11 protein-coding genes are annotated in these 17412 nt (G+C 59.2%); 2 read left to right on the top strand and 9 right to left on the bottom strand.

Features of this window, described 5'->3' with window-relative positions:
• Positions 1-4 precede the first annotated feature (4 nt).
• From ACYHH6_RS30625 to ACYHH6_RS30590, 8 genes are all read right to left on the bottom strand, one after another.
• Entirely contained in the window at positions 5-1711 is a 1707-nt protein-coding gene (locus ACYHH6_RS30625; protein ID WP_352586409.1) for a type I secretion system permease/ATPase, read from the bottom strand.
• Positions 1712-2049: 338 nt separating this feature from the next.
• Entirely contained in the window at positions 2050-2742 is a 693-nt protein-coding gene (locus ACYHH6_RS30620; RefSeq protein WP_352586391.1) for a N5-glutamine methyltransferase family protein, read from the bottom strand.
• Positions 2743-2788: 46 nt separating this feature from the next.
• A complete protein-coding gene (locus ACYHH6_RS30615) occupies positions 2789-3055 on the bottom strand; it encodes an acyl carrier protein (protein ID WP_112559405.1) in 267 nt (88 codons plus the stop codon).
• A gap of 58 nt (positions 3056-3113) precedes the next feature.
• Positions 3114-4667: a class I adenylate-forming enzyme family protein gene (locus ACYHH6_RS30610; RefSeq protein WP_352586392.1), complete on the bottom strand. Its 1554-nt coding sequence runs from the start codon at positions 4665-4667 to the stop codon at positions 3114-3116.
• Complete coding sequence (gene asnB, locus ACYHH6_RS30605) at positions 4664-6682, bottom strand: asparagine synthase (glutamine-hydrolyzing) (RefSeq protein ID WP_352586393.1); 2019 nt, start codon at positions 6680-6682, stop codon at positions 4664-4666. Before asnB ends, ACYHH6_RS30610 begins: the two co-directional genes overlap by 4 nt.
• A gap of 4 nt (positions 6683-6686) precedes the next feature.
• On the bottom strand, positions 6687-7670 hold the full coding sequence (gene nadE, locus ACYHH6_RS30600; protein ID WP_352586394.1) for an NAD(+) synthase: 984 nt from the start codon (positions 7668-7670) through the stop codon (positions 6687-6689).
• Positions 7667-10405 (bottom strand): AMP-binding protein, encoded by a 2739-nt coding sequence (locus ACYHH6_RS30595; RefSeq protein WP_352586395.1) that lies wholly within the window; start codon positions 10403-10405, stop codon positions 7667-7669. The genes nadE and ACYHH6_RS30595 overlap by 4 nt, the downstream gene beginning before the upstream one ends.
• A 487-nt stretch (positions 10406-10892) precedes the next feature.
• Complete coding sequence (locus tag ACYHH6_RS30590; protein WP_352586396.1) at positions 10893-11270, bottom strand: VanZ family protein; 378 nt, start codon at positions 11268-11270, stop codon at positions 10893-10895.
• Between the two features lie 1492 nt (positions 11271-12762).
• Between ACYHH6_RS30590 and ACYHH6_RS30585 the strand changes: the two genes are divergently transcribed.
• On the top strand, positions 12763-12945 hold the full coding sequence (locus ACYHH6_RS30585) for a hypothetical protein (RefSeq protein ID WP_352586397.1): 183 nt from the start codon (positions 12763-12765) through the stop codon (positions 12943-12945).
• A 1536-nt stretch (positions 12946-14481) separates the two neighbouring features.
• On the opposite strand, the gene ACYHH6_RS30580 is transcribed toward ACYHH6_RS30585, so the two are convergent.
• Entirely contained in the window at positions 14482-14850 is a 369-nt protein-coding gene (locus ACYHH6_RS30580; RefSeq protein WP_352586398.1) for a hypothetical protein, read from the bottom strand.
• A gap of 330 nt (positions 14851-15180) precedes the next feature.
• Between ACYHH6_RS30580 and glmS the strand changes: the two genes are divergently transcribed.
• A complete protein-coding gene (gene glmS, locus ACYHH6_RS30575; protein WP_488500478.1) occupies positions 15181-17004 on the top strand; it encodes a glutamine--fructose-6-phosphate transaminase (isomerizing) in 1824 nt (607 codons plus the stop codon).
• Positions 17005-17412 lie beyond the last annotated feature (408 nt).

Below are 17412 nucleotides of genomic sequence, written 5' to 3'. Positions count from 1 at the left end.
TTCCTCAAGCATGACCGCCTGCACTTTTCTGCAACGGAACGACTGTTGGCCTCTCCGGATTTGGGAAGGGGCGGATCACATTTGCCAAGACATCATCACGCGAGCCAAAAGAGTGGACCATGCCGTTGGACATGACGAGTACTTGATCGATGTTGACGAGGGCAGAGGGGCGATGCGCAACGACGATCACGATGCCCCCGCGCTGGCGTACCGCCATGATCGCTCCTGCCAAAGCCACGTCGCCGTCCACATCCAGATTGGAATTTGGTTCGTCGAGAACGACAAGAAACGGATCGCCATACAATGCCCTCGCGAGCCCGATCAGCTGCCTCTGGCCAGCCGACAGGGCCGCTCCTCCTTCTCCGATGCGTGTTTGAAAGCCTTCCGGCAAACGCATGATCATCTTGTCGACGCCTGCTGCCCGGGCGGCTGCCATGACACCTTTAGGGTCGCTCCCGCCCCCGAACCTGGAAATGTTGTCGGCAACTGATCCGTCAAACAGTTCGACGTCCTGTGGCAGGTAGCCGATATGAGCGCCGAGCAGTTCGGAATCCCACTGATCGAGCGCCGCCCCATCCAGTCGCACCGTGCCTCGAAGGGGCTTCCACACCCCGACCAAACCGCGAACGAGCGTTGTCTTCCCGGATCCGCTCGGGCCGACAACCGCCATCCCGGCGCCACTCGACAAGCGGAAGCTTACATTGAGAACGGTCGGCTTCTGTGCGCTTGGTGGCGCTATCGTCAATTCCTCAACGGAGAGCTGTGCTTGCGGCCGTGGCAGCTCCATAGGGGCCTTTTGGCTGCCGAAAGCATCCAGCGCAGCCGCCAGGTCGCTATAGCTTCGGCGGGCAGCCAGAAACCCTCTCCAGTTTGCAATCGCCACATCGACCGGCGCCAGTGAGCGGCCTAGCAATATGGAAGACGCGATAATCACGCCTGGCGAGGCCTCGCCCCCGATCACCAGGTAGGCGCCCAATCCGAGTACACCTGATTGCAAGGCCATTCTGAGTGTTTTCGACAGCGATCCTGTTGCGCCCACAATATCGGACAGCCGTTCTTGGTTCTTGAGATACGCATGGCTGACCTCACTCCACCGCCGACCGAGCCGGGCGGAGAGACCCATCGCTTGAACGACCTCTGCATTGCGGCGGCCGGAATCCGCAAGAACGCGTTGCGCGATCAGTGTTTCAGATGCACGAGCGGCGGGTCTGCGGCCTAAGATTTCCGCCGCCACCGTCAAAATCACGACAGCAGCGGCGCCGGCGGTTGCCAGCAGCCCAAGGGAAGGGTGCAACAGATAAATGACCACCAAATAGAACGGTAGCCATGGGGCATCGAAGACAACCGTCGGCCCCAAGCCGGAAAGAAAGCCGCGCAGTTGGTCCAGGTCGCGAAGCGGCTGCACCCGGTTGCCGTCCTGCCCGGCAAGAAGAGGCAGTGACAGTGAAATGGTGAAGGCTTTTTGCTGCAGGTTTCGGTAGAGTCGATTGCCTATGCGAACCAACAGGCGAAGCCGTACGAAATCGAGCAGCCCGTAAATGGCATAAAGGCCCAGCATGCCGATCGTGAATCCGATGAGTGTCGGAACGCTCTGCGAGGGAAGCACACGGTCATAGACCTGCAGCATATAGACGGAGCCGGTCAGTGCCAGAACGTTTATCACTGCCGAAAAGAGGCCAATACCAACCAGCCCAGGCCCACAACCCAACATGGCTGAGCGTAAATCTTGCGCGCGCTGTTCCCTCACGACATGCGGTCTCGCACGCCAGCATGTCGCATGGTGTCATAGCTTCCGCAGGTGTTGGACAAACTCTTGCCTCTCGTTGCCCCGCCCACTCCCGAAAACATTACGCCCAGCTAACGTTCGACAAATTTGAGAGAAATGCAGCGAAATCGTGACGGTGAGCCGTAATATCGCTAATTGGCCTGCCAAGCTGGGGATAACCGGCCTGGGAGGGCGAATGCCTGCCCAGGCAGATCACGTCGTCAACTCGCATGGTTAAAGTCTGTCGGATTGCGACAATGAGTGAATCCGACCGAAAGTCTGGTTCAGGCCTGTTTCTTCATGTGACCGACGACCACTCGGCCCTCTCCGTCCTCATTCATGACCGCGTGAATCTTCTCGTAGGCCTTGGAGCGTTCGAGCAGACCCATGACTTGTCGATCCTGGCCAAGACCGACTTCGAAGAGCAGGATACCAGCGGGACGCAGATAACGTGGAGCGTCCTTGATCACGCGCATGTGGATGCTCAGGCCATAAGGACCAGCAGCAAACGCCTCACGCGGCTCCAGGTCCGTCAGGTGTGCGCGGTCGCCCTCGAGCCGCTTTTCCGAAATGTAAGGCGGATTGCAGACGATCATGTCGACCGTGCCGTCAAGCTCCAGGCCCGAAAAGGCCTCGAACAAGTCGCCCTGAAGCACAGACACGCGGTCTGCCAGCCCATGATGGGTGATGTTGCGGCGCGCGGCCTCGACACATCCATCAGTTAGGTCGCTCGCCCAGATGCGAGAAGCGGGAGCATGGTGCGCGATGGCGCAAGCCAGATTGCCCGCGCCGCAGCACATGTCGACAATGCGAGGCGCCGCCATGTTCACCTGACGCAAGGCAGTGAGAGCGGCCGTGCCCAGCAACTCCGTCTCCGGCCGGGGCACGAGTGCCCCGGGTGCGACGAGCAGTTCCAGCCCCATGAAGATGGTGCGGCCTTTGCTGTAGGCGTCCGCGACACTGATTTCGTGGCTCACGACAAACCCACCTTCCCGATGTTGCGGTTGCATAAAACTTTGATAATCAGTTCGTTTTTCGGATGACGTACTGCGCAATCCCCTGAATGGAATCGAGGTTCTCAGGCAGCAGTTCGCTGTCCTCGACGATGATTCCGAACGTTTCCTCGATGAAGCCGATGACCTCAAGCACTCCCGTCGAGTCGACGATGCCTTGGTCGAGCAGAGACGTCTCGCTCTCCAGGGCCTCGGCGTCGGCCACGTAGAAATTCGACGCCAGGAAACCGCGAATTTGCTCCCTGTAGATTTCTATTCTGTCCTTGCTAGCCAACATCGAATTATTCCTCCAGTTCTACAACATAAAGCCAGGTCAAATTCCCACACAAATCAGATCATGACAGAGCCGTTTTCTTCAGTTTTCCCGTGTCCGTCATTGGCAAGCTGGCTACAACAATGATCGACTTCGGGACCATGAAATTTTCCAGTCGTTTCTGGCACTCTTTCTGCAGTTGTTTTTCGCCGATGGTTCTTCCTTGCTCCATGACGACAAACGCCTTAACCGCCTGCCCGAGAAGGTCGTCAGGAACGCCGATGACTGCGGCTTCCCGGACCCCCGGAATATCCATCAACACGTTCTCCACCTCCTTCGGCGCGACCTTCTCGCCTCGGGATTTGATGATCTCGTCGCCACGGCCCACGAAGTAGAGGTAGCCCTCCGCATCAATCCGGCAGTAGTCGCCGGTGTACAGGACCTGCTCGCCCGGCAGAGGGCCGGGTTTGAGCTTTCTGGCGGTCGCCTCCGGCTTGCCCCAATAGCCTTTCATCACCGTCGCGCCGCGGATGACGAGTTGGCCAACGACGCCGGGGCCGACCCGTCGATCGTCCTCGTCGACGATCCACATTTCCGTGTTCGGAATGGCGATCCCGACACTCAACGGCTTTCGCTCGAGATCCTCCGGCGGCAGATAAGTGCAGCGCTTGCATTCGGTGAGGCCATACATGGAATAGATGCGCGCGCTCGAAAACAGCTCCTGAAGCATCAGAATGTGCTTGAGCGGGAGAGCTGCCGCCGTGTTGGTGACATAGCGGATGCTCGAAAAATCCTGATCGTTCAGCGATTTGAGCTCCGACAGGGCAGCGAAGATAGTGGGCACGCCGGGGAACCCAGTGACCCGCTCTTGCTTGATCAGTCCAAGGATCTGCGCCGGGAACGCAAATGAGCGCTCGAGCACCAGCCGGGCGCCGGTGCGAAACGCCATGAGCATCTGGTACAGTCCGTAATCGAAGGCCAGCGGCAGGACGTTGAGGATCACTTCGTCCTCGCCGAGCTCAAGGTATGAGGCGATCGATGTGCACGCCGTCATCATGTTCCTGTGCGTCAACATCACGCCCTTGGGCTCGCCGGTCGACCCTGATGTGTAGATGATGGCCGCCAGATCGATGTCAATGCAGCGGCGCACCGGCGCCGCGCCGTGGCCGGCAACCGCAACGTCCCAACGCACCGCATTGGGCAACTGCATCAACTCGGCGTCATCGATAGGCCCGGAGACGATAACCCGGCGTAGTGACGGGCATTTGCGCGCGGGCTCGCTGAAGATCGAATGCAGGTGCTTGTCCGTTATCAGCGCCGTCGGCAGGCAATCGTTGAGCAGGTAATCAAGCTTGTCGCTTTTGGTGAGCGGGTTGACGATGCACACAACGGCATTCGCCTTTAGCACCGCCCAGAAACTGACGACGGTCTCGACGGTGTTGTCGGCAAAGATCATCACACGATCGCCGCGTATCACCCCGGCGTCAGCCAGATGTTGTGCGACAGCGTTGGCGCGTGCCTCGATCTCGCCATAGGTCAGACGTTGCCTTCCGCAGACCAACGCCACCTTGTCGCCGAGCCGGGCGGCGGAGTGGCTTAGATAGTCGTGCAACAGCGGTATCGCGCCATGCATCATGCCAACACCTCTTCCCGATGCTCATGGTCAACATCGACGTTGAGCTCAGTCTTTCGCGTGGTGCCAGGACGAGTGGCGATAAACTGCTGGTGAAGGAGTTGGGTCGACAGAACGCCGACCAGCGCCATGTTATCGGAGTTGGACAGATCTCCGTCGACCGTCCTGGCCTGACACTTGCCGAGCAGGCGCGCGACCGACTTCGGATCGAAGACGTTTGCCTCGCGCACCGCCGTCTCCGAAAGCGCTTCACGGACATAGGCCGGGGCATCATCGGCGATGAAGCATAGAGCATTCGGTGCCCGGTACGGTTGCTTCTTGCGGGCCACGACTTCGGGCGGCAGAATGGGTATCGCCACCCGCTTCAGCACATGCTTTTCGTCCAGGACGCGCAGCTTGTATTCGGCCGGAAGCGAATTCGCGAGTTCTACAACGTCATCGTCCAGGAACGGGAACCGCCCCTCGATGGAGTTCGCCATCAGCATCCTGTCCCCTTGCGACGAAAGCAGGTAGCCCGACATCAGCGTTTGGATCTCGAGATACTGGTCTTGTGCCAGCGGCGCCCAGCCCGAAAACTCCGCAGGCAAACGGGCCAGAAGCTCAGACACCGTATTGCGCTGTTCTGTCTCGGCCCGCATATCGGTCGAGAATAATCGCTTGACGGCGCTGGTGGTGCGCCAGCGCGTATCGTGCGCAAAGCCTGGCCCATCATAGGCCTGGATATCGCGCCCGAAAAACTGCCGAGCCATCGCTTGCTGATGGACCGGCGAACGGGTGAGATACGGATAGAGCCGCTCCAGCAGCCGCGCGCGTCGCGTCGACTCTGGCTGGCGTCCCCAGAACCGGCGCACCTTGCCTTCCCGGAACAGATCGTAGCCAGCGAACATTTCGTCGGCCCCTTCGCCCGTCAGCACGACCTTGATGCCATGCTTGCGCACCAGCCTCGAGAGCAGGAGCAGGGGCGCCGGCGCCGTCCTGAGGATTGGACGCTCGGTGTGGTAGATCACCTCAGGAAAGATATCGGCAATGTCGCTGCGCGAAACCACCACCTCGTGGTGCTCGCTGCCCGTCGCGCCAGCGACCAGCCGCTGGTAACGGGTCTCGTCATATTCGGCGTCGTCAAAACGCAGCGAGAAGGTCTGGAAGCGGTTTCCTGCGATGCCTCTTCCCAGCATGGCGACAAGAGAGCTGTCGAGGCCGCCGGAAAGGTAACAGCCGACCGGCACATCTGCCTGCTCAATCCTGAGCGACGTCGCGGACTGCAGGGCGCTACGCACCTTGTCGACTGCATCATCGAGCGAGCCGGCAAATTCATGACGCGAGCCGGAAGCGTCGGGATAGCAAGGTTTCCAGAAGGCCCGCTCGCGGACAGTGCCGTTCTCGTAGATGCGGACATGCCCTGGCTTGAGTTCGCTGACCCCCTGGAATACGCCTTGCGGCGGAACCACCGTCCAGAGCGTGAAAGTCTGGTCGATGCCGGCTGGATCGAAGGCTCTCGGCACAGCCGCTTCAGCCGCAAAAATGGCTTTCACTTCGCTGGCGAAATAAAGGCGACCAGCATGCTCGCAAAAATGCAGAGGGCAGATGCCGAAACGATCACGCGACAAAACCAGACGACCGGCCAGCGAATCCCAGATCGCGACCGCCCATTGCCCATTCATGCGCTCGAAGGCGGCCTCGCCCCACGCGCGATAGGCGTGGATGACCACCTCGGTGTCGCTGCGGGTGCGGAAGCGATGGCCGAGTGCGACCAGCTTTTCCCTGAGCGCGACATAGTTGAAAATCTCGCCGTTGAAGACGATCCACGTTGTACCGCTGGTGTCGGCGAGCGGCTGCTGACCGCTCGACAGATCGACGATCGACAGGCGGGCATGGGCCAGGCCCGCGCGTTTGTCGCGGTAGAGGCCACGTTCATCCGGGCCGCGGTGAGCGAGTGAGCCCGCCATGCGCAGCAGCGCCTCACGCGACGGGGGTGCCGCAGCAGCGCTCAGCGCCACGATTCCGGCGATGCCGCACATCCAGTCAGCCCTCGTCCATTGCAGTGACCGGCAGAGGTCTGGCGTGAAGGTAACGCGCTGCGCGCCGCTTGCTTTCGATGTCCTTGAAGACTTTCTGGACCTGGTCTTCGGTGAGGCCGGCAACCGTGGCGACCTCGGCGGCGGAAATGCCGTGGTTCACGCCGTAGAGGCACAAGTCCGTCAGGTGGTAAGGCAACGCGAAATAGAATTCCTCCTGGCTCTGCGCCATGGAGAAAGTGTCCGTGGTCGGCGGTCTGCTGCGAACCTCCGGGTCTATCCCAAGGTATTCCGCCAGTTGATAGACTTGCGTTTTGTAGAGGTGAACGATCGGCAACACGTCGGCAATGCCGTCGCCCTGTTTGACGAAGAAGCCCTGGTCATGTTCCAGCCGATTTGGCGTACCCGCCACCGCGAAGTTGAGACGGTCCGCGTGATAGTACTCCGTCATCTTGCGCACCCGCTGCTTGTAGTTGGTGGCGGCGACGATCTGCAGATAGGCTGCTGGCGACAAACGAACGGTGTCGATATTGCCCTCGGGGTCTTCGACCGTGAGGCGTGTTATGTTGAGGCCGTTGCTCTCAAGGACGGATGCCATCACCAGCTTGCATTTCCAGCCGTCGCCATAGGCCGGAACGACGGTCCTGATTGCGTCGACCTGGCGGGAATAGGCGCCGATCCCCTCCAAGGCCGGCGTGATGTCTTCAAGGATCGAGTCTATGCCGAGTTGCGCTGCCACCGTGCGGCCTAGCCTTAGCGAGTCCCCTGAGGAATGGAGCTCCGGCATGAATATGCCGAGGACCTTGTCTTTCCCGAACGCGCGAACGCTAAGGGCCGCGACGACGGAGCTGTCGATCCCGCCGGAGAGTCCGACAACCACCCCTCGGCGCCGGAGGGTGCCGAAGACCTGCTGGCGCAAGATTTCAATGATGCGATCGACCTCCGCACGAGGATCGAGCACCAGCGTATCCTTGCCGAATCCTGAGATCACGTCGATGACCTGTCCTCCCCCTGGCGAAACTCTTCTGGCAGATAAGTCCGCGCCACGGCCGCCTCGATGAGGGGACGGTTCGAGGCGACATGAGGTTCTGAGACCATATCGATATGGCTGCCGACGATGGGAATTACATCCAGGTCTGCGAAAGCACTGTCCCAGCCAATGGCTCGAGGCATTCCTGGCCGAGCGCAACGGAATAGGGTGCCCGTGATCGGCAGTGTCGGCTTTGGCATTTGCAGCCACTGCCAGAAGGCTCGGGCTCTCAAAACTTCCTGAAGTTCCAGTTTGGCCCTGAAGCTTGTCGCGTTGAACTTATCCTGTGCATACCGGTCGAGCATGCGAGCGACTTGCGCCTCGTAGCCCATCCTGACCGTGACCTTTGCGAGAGCACGGCAAGCCATCCGGTAGGCCGTGATGCGATTGGTTCGGATTCGATGATATGTGCGGGTAATTGTCTCCCGATAGGTGCTCCGTTCGCCGAGAAGGCTCGTGTCAAGGATGCCCAAAAATTTCACGGTTCGTCCGACAGCCAGCAGCCGCGAAGCGACTTCAAAAGCAACAACGCCGCCGAGTGAATGGCCGAGGAGTCGTACGTTACCTGCAGGCTGGGCGCGGTTTATTTGAGCGAGTGCGGCGTCAGCCATGGCGCCGACGGTGTCTTCGCCCTGCAGTATCATCGCCAGGGCAGGATATCGGACCGGGACTACTCGCGCCGTCTTGCCCATAGAGGACGCGAAGGCGGCAAGGCTTGGGCCGTAGCCAACCGACCCAGGGAGCAGAAAAAGAATTGGAACGTGGTCCTTGCGCGCATTAGCTTGCTGGTTGCCCGCCTTTGCCGTGTTAACCGCCTTTACCATCTCGTCGAAGGTCATCCCGACGGTGAAGGATTCGAGGTCGAGTTCCTGTCCAATGACACCCTCGATTTCCATGACGCAGTGCAACAACTTCAGCGAATCGCCGCCTGCATCATCCCAACGCCCGGCGGCGACGCGGGTATTGAGAATTTTGGTCCAGGCCCGCTGCACCACCTGATGGACATTCTGCTCGCGTCCGGCATTCGAGACCTGCGGAGTCGGGGCTGTCCTGATGCTTGCACTGTCCAACGCGGCAAGCCTCGCTATGTCGACCTTTCCGTTCGGCATGCGTGGAATTTCGGTCAGCGCATGCAACCTCAAGGGACATAGAGGTGGGGGCAGAGTCATTCTGACAAGCTGGCGAAGGTCGTCGGAAAAGTTGGAACTGGCCGGGCCACGAGGTACTGCGAAGGCCACGAGTTCGGTAGCCGCTGTCACAATAGTCACGGCGTCCTGGACAGAGGGCACGCTGCGCAATACCTGTTCCAGTTCTGCCGGTTCGACGCGTCGGCCATTGATCTTTATCTGGCGTCCCTTGCGGCCGACGACCTGGAGCAGGCCATGCTTGTCCAACTGGACGAGGTCACCCGTTTCAAAGATGCGGAGGGTGGGATTGTTTGGATCCGAGGCCACAGGCACGACTGCGCCGTTTTCCCAATGGCCAAGCAACACATATGGGCTTCTTATCACGAGCTCTCCGGTCGTGCCCGGCGGGACGCGCCGTCCCTCGTCATCGACAATCGCAAATGTAATTCCTGGAAGGAGCCAGCCCACCGGCACCGACGCGCCTTGCTCTGGCCAGTCGTTCGGCAAAAACCATTGTGAGCCAGTGGTCTCGGTTGATGAGTAACCGATCTGGACGAGGCAGTCGCTCGAGACCGCTTGGCGCAGCAGCGCAATATCAGCCCACGAAACCTTCTCGCCCCCAATTCGAGCGACCCTCAGTGTGCGGAAGGCATCCTCTGACCTATTTGCCAAGAGTGCGCGCAGCAGCGCCGGCACCAAATAAGTGACCGTCACGCCTTCGGACTGGATCCGGCCCAGAAGGGCGCGCAAGCCTATCGCTTCGACCTCGACAAGATGAAGAGTGGCACCTGTGAGAAGGGCAGCGAGCACCTCCCGGCATCCAGCGATCGTGGCTGGCCCCGTCAGGGGCAAGAAGACGTCGGTTGAGTCGATGTGGCATGCGTCGACATATTGCTGAACACGCCACAGAAGACTGCGCTGACTGTTGACAATGCCTTTGGGGCGCCCGGTGCTACCCGAGGTATAGAGCACGATTGCCGGCGAATCGACGGAGACGGAAAAGGACTGGGGTATCCGATCGATTTTCGGTATAGCGCGGGGCACGACATTGATCCAACGGACAGCTTGCGGCAGACCCGTCGGGCGTATGTCGCCATCGCCTATGACAGCCGATAGCCGCGCCGCAGCCACGATTGCATTGATTCTGGAGTCGGGATCCCTGGTGTTCAGTGGTACCGAAGGTCGCCCGGCAGCCATACTTGCCAGCATTGCCAACGGGTAGAAGGCCGAGTTTGCTTGAAGGATCCCGACCGCCTGTCCATCGGGAACAATGGTGGCGATTTGGCTAGACAGGGCCTCAACGGCCGACAGAAGTTCCGAGTAGGTAAAGCGATTGGTTCCGTCGCTGACTGCGAGCTTTTCGGGATACTGCCCGGCGATGCTTCGCAGATGATCGAAGACGGCAGTGTCGGCAAAGTCCGTGCCCATCCGACGATAAGGACGCAGAACGGGACCGCCCTGATCGAGCGCATATTCTGGCACGTTTGACCATGTATCGGAGGCCGCTGGTTGAAAACCCGACTCTGGATCCTCAATTACCCTTTCAGGTCCGAAATTGGCTGGTGACATGGCTGGCTCACGCTGAGATTAAGGTCACTTATCGCCGCCCGTCTAAATCTTTTCATCGATCATTCTGATGATGCTGAGAAATACTCGCGGCGCATACGGGGTGTGTTCGCTGGGCTGGCCGGGCGCCGTCCGTTGCGGCTAGTAATCAGACGCCAGGCGTAATCGATGCGGTCCAACCAGCCGATCGAGCTAGACGAGATTGTTGTCAACACGGTCGATGGCCACTGCAGCCGACACCTCAAGCCTTCGCTAGAGCAATTCCAGGAAAAGTGTGTGCGGTTTCCGTCCGGAAATTGCGTAAAAACAAAAAGATAGAGCGGTTCGCCGTTTCCGTGAAACGGTGAAATGCTCTAGCGCAAGCAACACCGTCTATCGCCCATCGTGTGGGCAATTCGGGACACGTCTCAAACGCGAAGTTTTGAGAATTGTTGGCGACGTGTGGCCCGCGCTTCGCTACCCCTGAGCGAACCCGGCATCCACCACACACTTATCGCAGTGCGCCAGCCAGCCTCGTTATCAAGCCCGCGACGACCAGGCCGCAGATCATGCCCGCGCCGTCGGCAAGCCAGTCGAATACATCCCTGTCGCGCGCTATCAATTGCGTGCCCTGAAGAATCTCGATCGCGGCACCTATAAGAAGCAGAAAAACAACCAGCTTTGTTTTTTGCTCGGGCCAGCCGAGGCTGCCAAGGGCCGCCAAAACCGCGAAGGCGGCAGCATGGTTGAGCTTGTCATGATTGGACGTGAAGGCCATATCGAGAATCTCGAGGAGCCGCTCAGGCAACAGCGCGAGCAAGAGAACACCCACCAAAGTAAACGGAAAGGCCGTCCTTGCCACGATCGGATAAGAGTCTACGCGCAACAATCGGCATTAATCCTTGATCCGAGATTGCTGCAGCCATCGATGGCGCAGCGTTAACTGGCGGCAGCAATTTTCAGCTTCCGTCCTCCAGCGTGCCGACGCATCGGCCAAATGAATGACGATCCCTGCGTTGGTCAAATTCACAATGAGCGGTGAACAGGTTCGATTCCACCAGGCGCTTCTCGCAAACCATGGCCGTGCGCCTGGGAACCGATTGCTGTCTGCCGGCGCCGGTCAGAGATTTCACGATCCCGAGGACACCTGCAACCCACACGCTCGGCACCTGAGCGAACTGCCTTCCTCGATGCTGCCTTGATCCAACATGGGCTCTTGTCTTCCATGGAGCATCCAACAGCGCGGGCATTGAGCCACCCCCTCAACAATGGGCTTGTAGGTGTATACGCGCGAACCTGCAGCGGCGTTGTTGTCGAGATCGGCTCTCAGTTTTGCCCTGGCTTCGTCATGCAGGGTTAGCTCGCGACGCAGTTCGTCGGCCCTTGTGTGCTTGTCGATCGAGATCCTTTCAGCCTCAGATTTTAGCGTATCCCTAACACCGACCATTGCACGATCTCCCCGCCCGTACGTTCCTGTGTGCTGGTGCATTTTAAAGATCGCAAACGTGTCAGAGACGTCTTGGTTGATTACAATAAAACCTGAGGTCGTGCCGGATGCCGCCGCTGCTTAATCCGAGTCCGCAGTGCTGGTGATCCTGAAACCATCACAATGTGGAGAACTTCACTTACTCCAACATGTACCCTGCGCTATCTTCTTCGAGGGGAGCCACGACTGTCCTGCACTTGCAGGGGGCCCAGCGGCTCGCGTAGGTACTGGGCAGCGGTTGGCCGCTGGGCCTAACCGACGGGCATTGGGGCGCCGGCTGACCAATTTATGCATCCGGGCGAAATGCGAGCGAAACATGCGAACGAATTACGTGAGCGACGGAATTCAGGACGGCGGTGCTTCGCTATCTTCGGCAATCGCTACGGCAGCTGAGCTTTTGCGTTTGGCGGTAGCTAGCGATCGGCGAAAACGGCTTCAGCCAGTCATGGGTAAGTCACTGGGAACCAGGAACCCGCCTTCCAGCAACTCCAAGGCATCCAAGGCTTCGTCGTCTTGCAAATGGGCCAAGGGAACGCCGTCTATGTGGACAACGTTCTGGTCGTCTACGTCGTAGACTTCCCACAATTTGTCCGCGCCTCTTCGGATGGTGTGTCGTCGGATGGTGTGTCGTCGTTCCATGAGCGGACCATAGGGGCGGCGGTCGAAATTGGGTAGGAACAAAACTGGGGCAACCAAATTATAGTAGTGGAAAACTTAACCGCCTTGATTGTGTCTGCCGACAAATGCAACCTGGATAGTCCGCCGTGAAGGTGAGTAATCACGCGCAGCTGAAGTGACCCGAGGAGGTTCGATTGCCGATATTGAGACCACAAAGCCTAGGACCAAGAACGGTTTCGCAGTGAGCGTGCGGGGCTTGAACTTTCTGCAGAGATGGATGGACGACAATCTTCCGCACCATTCGTCATCTGATCCAAATTTGGCGCGAGGCCTTGCGGAACGAGCAACCACAGATGCAAGATACGCGGGAATTCCGCCCGAAGAGATTTCAGAGGAGGTGGGTAGCCTGTTCACGACCATGCTTGAGGCGCTCGAAAGTCGCGACCGCGAAGGTGGCTGAGAATGGCGATATGCTCGGCAGAGCGTCCGCGGCCAGCCATCCGTCGGACCTGACGCCGGTGCAATACGAAACGGATGCGCGGCCCGGCAAAACTGGCGATCAAGCCGCCAATACAAAACCAGGCGGTCCACCGGACCGTCCCTGTCAATTGTCGCTCCGCACTGCGCTTTGCTTTTTCATGTCTTCGAACGATGAAATGGCTCACCGGAATGTCGATAGTTCAGGCGGGATTTCCAAATTCTCGGTCTCCAGCGTTGGGTTGCTGTCAGCGCATTAGTGGCGGCCGGGCTCTACCTGGACAGGTTAGGATAATTTTTGGGCACCGAGGCCAATTAGTACAAGGAAGCAACATCCATGACAGTAACAGGCCTTTACAGGTGTCCGGGAAATCCTCCATGCGCATGTGTGATGGAAGACAAGAAAGCCAGCTACGTTGACGCGGCTCACTATCGCGAACGTGGGTATAGGCCGGACTTTGAAAGCTTACCTTGGGAAGGCGAGTACAGGGCAGCAAAGGAAGGGCGCAGGCAAGCCAGTTCGTGAGCCCTCCTTCCTTTTATTGGAAAGGCTGGCATCGACTGGGCTTGACCTAAGCTGCGATTTCGGTTCGGACGCTGCGCATCGGTCGACAGGCGGTTCGAAGCTGGCGTGTCCAAATCATCGCTGTCGCCTGGACTCGACCAAGCAGCGAAGTGTGCGGCGCACTGGAACTTCTCGGCCAGGTACAACCAGAACATGACCGATCTTTGACAGGCAGCGGTGATCTGCGGCGGCCCGGCGCTCTCATGTCGGGGGAGACAGTAAGCGCACCGGGCCTCACCGGAGGGCAGCAAGCACCCCGGCTGACCAAGATGTTTGCGCTGCTCCTGATCTCAGCGAAGCATTTAAACGAAGGATCGTTCAGGCCAAAACCGAGTGGATCTGCGTCGGCCCGAACGCTCTGTCTTCGGGTTGGCCAGGCCGGGCTTGGTAGCCTTTTCTCGATGCGAGAGGCGGCTGGTTGGCGTGTGAAAGAAGAAACATTGGATGCACTGAGGTGGCGCATCGATTGGATGGGCTGCTTCCTAGCGGCCTACGACCTCAGATCGATGGCCTGTGACACCAAAATCCGCGTGCTCGCTATAGCCCTTGCGCTGCGAAAAATCCGAAGAGCAAAATCACGTTACCTAGCACGGCGAGAATTTCAAACGCTTGAAGGGATCCTTTCGTTCGATCGGGCGTGGCCATTGTTATTTGGAATAGGAATCGATTCGTGCCAACGATTGCGGCATACGAAATTATCAGCACGCCAAGCCAACTTAAGTTCAGCATGTGAACCCTCCATCTCGATAGGAACGACGCAAACTGAGTCAAAGTTTCCAGATTTCGAGATACGGATTCTCCCCGGATATTCGTCCTTGATGATTGGGAAATCCAAATCGCAAGCCCGCGCCAGCGGTCCCAGAGGCGCGGGTTCACCACCCCAGCCCGGTTCGAGACACGGCTTGTCCGTAACCAACCGGTCCCTCGGATCATTCCACGCGGGACCCTCTCAGGCTATTTAAGACTGCCAGCTGGCACCGGCTGGCGGGCTGTTTTCTGAGGCGATTTCTTTCGCGGCTTTCGTTCGCCTGCCTGGTCTTCCGTTTCAGGTGCCGACGGCACCACGAGTGCTTGGGCAGTTGCTCTGATAGTTGCCAGTGTGTCTGCCATGCCCTCGGCAACCTCGGTAAGAAACACGAACTGGTCAGACGTTCCTTCCGAAAAAGGATCGGATGCCTGCGATCTCATCTCATTCACGAGGTGCTGCGCCTCCGAGAGAATGAGGTCGCGTTCGGGATGCCGTGCGATCATTTGCGCTAGCAATCCTTGAATAAGCATCACGGCGCCCACTGTGCGACCGTCACCGGTAAGAGTTTGTGTCATCTGCTGCCTTTGCACCGGACTACGACTGTGCCCCTTAGATCACATAGGCCTTTCTCTCAACCAGGCAACGCAGCCTCTGAAGTGATGCTCGGTCCTTTTTCCGCACCATAGGGCCAAGAGGCTCGCGGTCGCCACCCAGGGGGTGATCATACGCCACATTCTGAGCCGATAGCCGTAGCAGATCACTATTCCCTTCACAGGTGCGCCGTTGTTCGGCGTCAGATTAACCTTAATCTGCTCCTTCGATTGAACGATCAGCTCGTGATCAAGCAGAGGTAATGTATCTGTTGCAGCAACTCGGCCAGGGTTCGCCGACAATAGGAGCAGGCCATGTGCGGCATCGTCGGAATTGTCGGCCAACAGCAGGTGGCGCCGCTCATCGTCGACGCGCTGAAGCGGCTCGAATATCGCGGCTATGACTCGGCCGGTGTCGCCACCGTCGAGAAAGGCGCGCTCGGGCGCCGCCGCGCCGAAGGCAAGCTGATCAACCTCGAACGCCGGCTGAAGGACGAGCCGCTCGACGGCACGATCGGCATCGGCCACACACGCTGGGCGACGCACGGCGTGCCCAACGAGACCAACGCGCATCCGCATTTTTCCGACGGCGTCGCCATCGTCCACAACGGCATCATCGAGAATTTCGCCGAGTTGCGCGACGAATTAATCCGCGATGGCTATTCGTTCTCCTCGCAGACCGACACCGAGGTCGTGGCGCATCTGGTGGCGCGGGAACTGGCCAAAGGGCTGAAGCCGGTCGAGGCCGCGCACCAGGCGCTGAAGCGGCTGGAAGGCGCCTTTGCGCTGGCCATCATGTTCACGGGCGATGAGGACCTGATCGTTGGCGCCCGCAACGGCCCGCCTCTGGCTGTCGGCCATGGCGACGGCGAGATGTTTTTGGGCTCGGATGCCATCGCGCTGGCGCCGTTCACCAATTCGATCACCTATCTCGAAGACGGCGACTGGGCGGTGGTGCGCCGCGAGGGCGTCACCATCTTCGACATCGATGGCAAAAAGGTCGATCGCAAGCGCCAGCAGTCACTGTCGACCAGTTTCATGGTCGACAAGGGCAATCGCCGCCACTTCATGGAAAAGGAAATCCATGAACAGCCGGAAGTGATTTCGCACACGCTGGCGCATTATGTCGATTTCGTCTCCGGCGTGTCGAGACCGCTGGAGCTGCCGTTCGACTTCGCCAAGATCGGCCGGTTGGCGATCTCGGCCTGCGGTACCGCCTATCTCGCCGGCCTGATCTCAAAATACTGGTTCGAGCGCTATGCGCGGCTGCCGGTCGACATCGATGTTGCCTCCGAATTCCGCTACCGCGAAATGCCGCTGTCGGCTGATGACGCCGCCTTCTTCATCTCGCAATCGGGCGAGACCGCCGACACGCTTGCCTCGCTGCGCTACTGCCGCAAGGCCGGCATGAAGATCGGCGCCATCGTCAATGTGCGCGAATCGACCATGGCGCGCGAATCCGATGTCGTGCTGCCGACGCTTGCCGGGCCGGAGATCGGCGTCGCCTCGACCAAGGCTTTCACCTGCCAGCTGTCGGTGCTGGCGTCGTTGGCGGTGCGCGCCGGCGTGGCGCGCGGCACGATCTCCAAGGACGAGGAGAAGACGCTGGTGCGCGCGCTTTCGGAAGCGCCGCGCTACGCCAACCAGGTGCTGAAGCTCGAGGAGCAGATCGAGCGCATCGCGCGCGAAATCTCGCGCTACAAGGACGTGCTCTATCTCGGCCGCGACACCAATTTCCCGCTGGCCATGGAAGGCGCGCTAAAACTCAAGGAAATCTCCTACATCCATGCTGAGGGCTACGCCGCCGGCGAGCTGAAGCACGGCCCGATCGCGCTGATCGACGAGAACATGCCGGTGATCGTCATCGCCCCGCATGACCGCATCTTCGAAAAGACCGTGTCGAACATGCAGGAAGTGGCGGCGCGCGGCGGCAAGATCATCCTGATCACCGATGCCAAGGGCGCGGCGCAGGTCAGCGTCAAGACGATGGAGACCATCATCCTGCCCGACGTGCCGGAAATCATCTCGCCGATCATCTACGCGCTGCCGATCCAGATGCTGGCGTACTACGCCGCCGTCTTCATGGGCACCGACGTCGACCAGCCGCGCAATCTGGCGAAATCGGTGACGGTGGAGTAGGGCGGATGGCTAATCGTCTCCGCCGACAGGAGGTGACCAATGAGTCGGCAATTGGGACGAAGCCCTCGCGATCGAGGCTGCATTTTTCGTCGATCACAGGTGAATGGGCCAGTTGCGCTCTTGAGGTTTTCATCGTCGCAATGATCAGCCTTTTGCTGGCCAGCGCCATCGGCCTGATGGTCCCCATTTTGTTGATAGGTCGAGCCTAGCAAGCGCGAGGAATATCCTTCGTCCGTTCGAACGAAGACAAGTAAGGAGATAGGGATAAAATTCGTCTCACGCGGCATTTGGCGCCGCGGCGCAATAAGCAGAAAATACAATGGCGGTGAGGGCGGTGGTTGATGAGTTTCAGCGATGGTCTATGCGCAGAATACCAAATTAAAGCGTCTCCGCTGGAACGTCACGTTC

It is taken from the genome of Mesorhizobium sp. P171375, assembly GCF_057786075.1.
This window is presented reverse-complemented; position numbering and strand designations above follow the sequence as displayed.

Bases quoted from the DNA above. Each gene is read 5' to 3' on its own strand.
- asnB (WP_352586393.1), bottom strand. From the start codon at position 6,682: ATGTGCGGCATCGCCGGAATCGTGGCGCTGAGCGCTGCTGCGGCACCC.
- ACYHH6_RS30580 (WP_352586398.1), bottom strand. From the start codon at position 14,850: ATGACACAAACTCTTACCGGTGACGGTCGCACAGTGGGCGCCGTGATG.
- ACYHH6_RS30610 (WP_352586392.1), bottom strand. From the start codon at position 4,667: ATGATGCATGGCGCGATACCGCTGTTGCACGACTATCTAAGCCACTCC.
- ACYHH6_RS30585 (WP_352586397.1), top strand. From the start codon at position 12,763: ATGGACGACAATCTTCCGCACCATTCGTCATCTGATCCAAATTTGGCG.
- ACYHH6_RS30625 (WP_352586409.1), bottom strand. From the start codon at position 1,711: ATGTTGGGTTGTGGGCCTGGGCTGGTTGGTATTGGCCTCTTTTCGGCA.
- glmS (WP_488500478.1), top strand. From the start codon at position 15,181: ATGTGCGGCATCGTCGGAATTGTCGGCCAACAGCAGGTGGCGCCGCTC.
- ACYHH6_RS30615 (WP_112559405.1), bottom strand. From the start codon at position 3,055: ATGTTGGCTAGCAAGGACAGAATAGAAATCTACAGGGAGCAAATTCGC.
- ACYHH6_RS30595 (WP_352586395.1), bottom strand. From the start codon at position 10,405: ATGTCACCAGCCAATTTCGGACCTGAAAGGGTAATTGAGGATCCAGAG.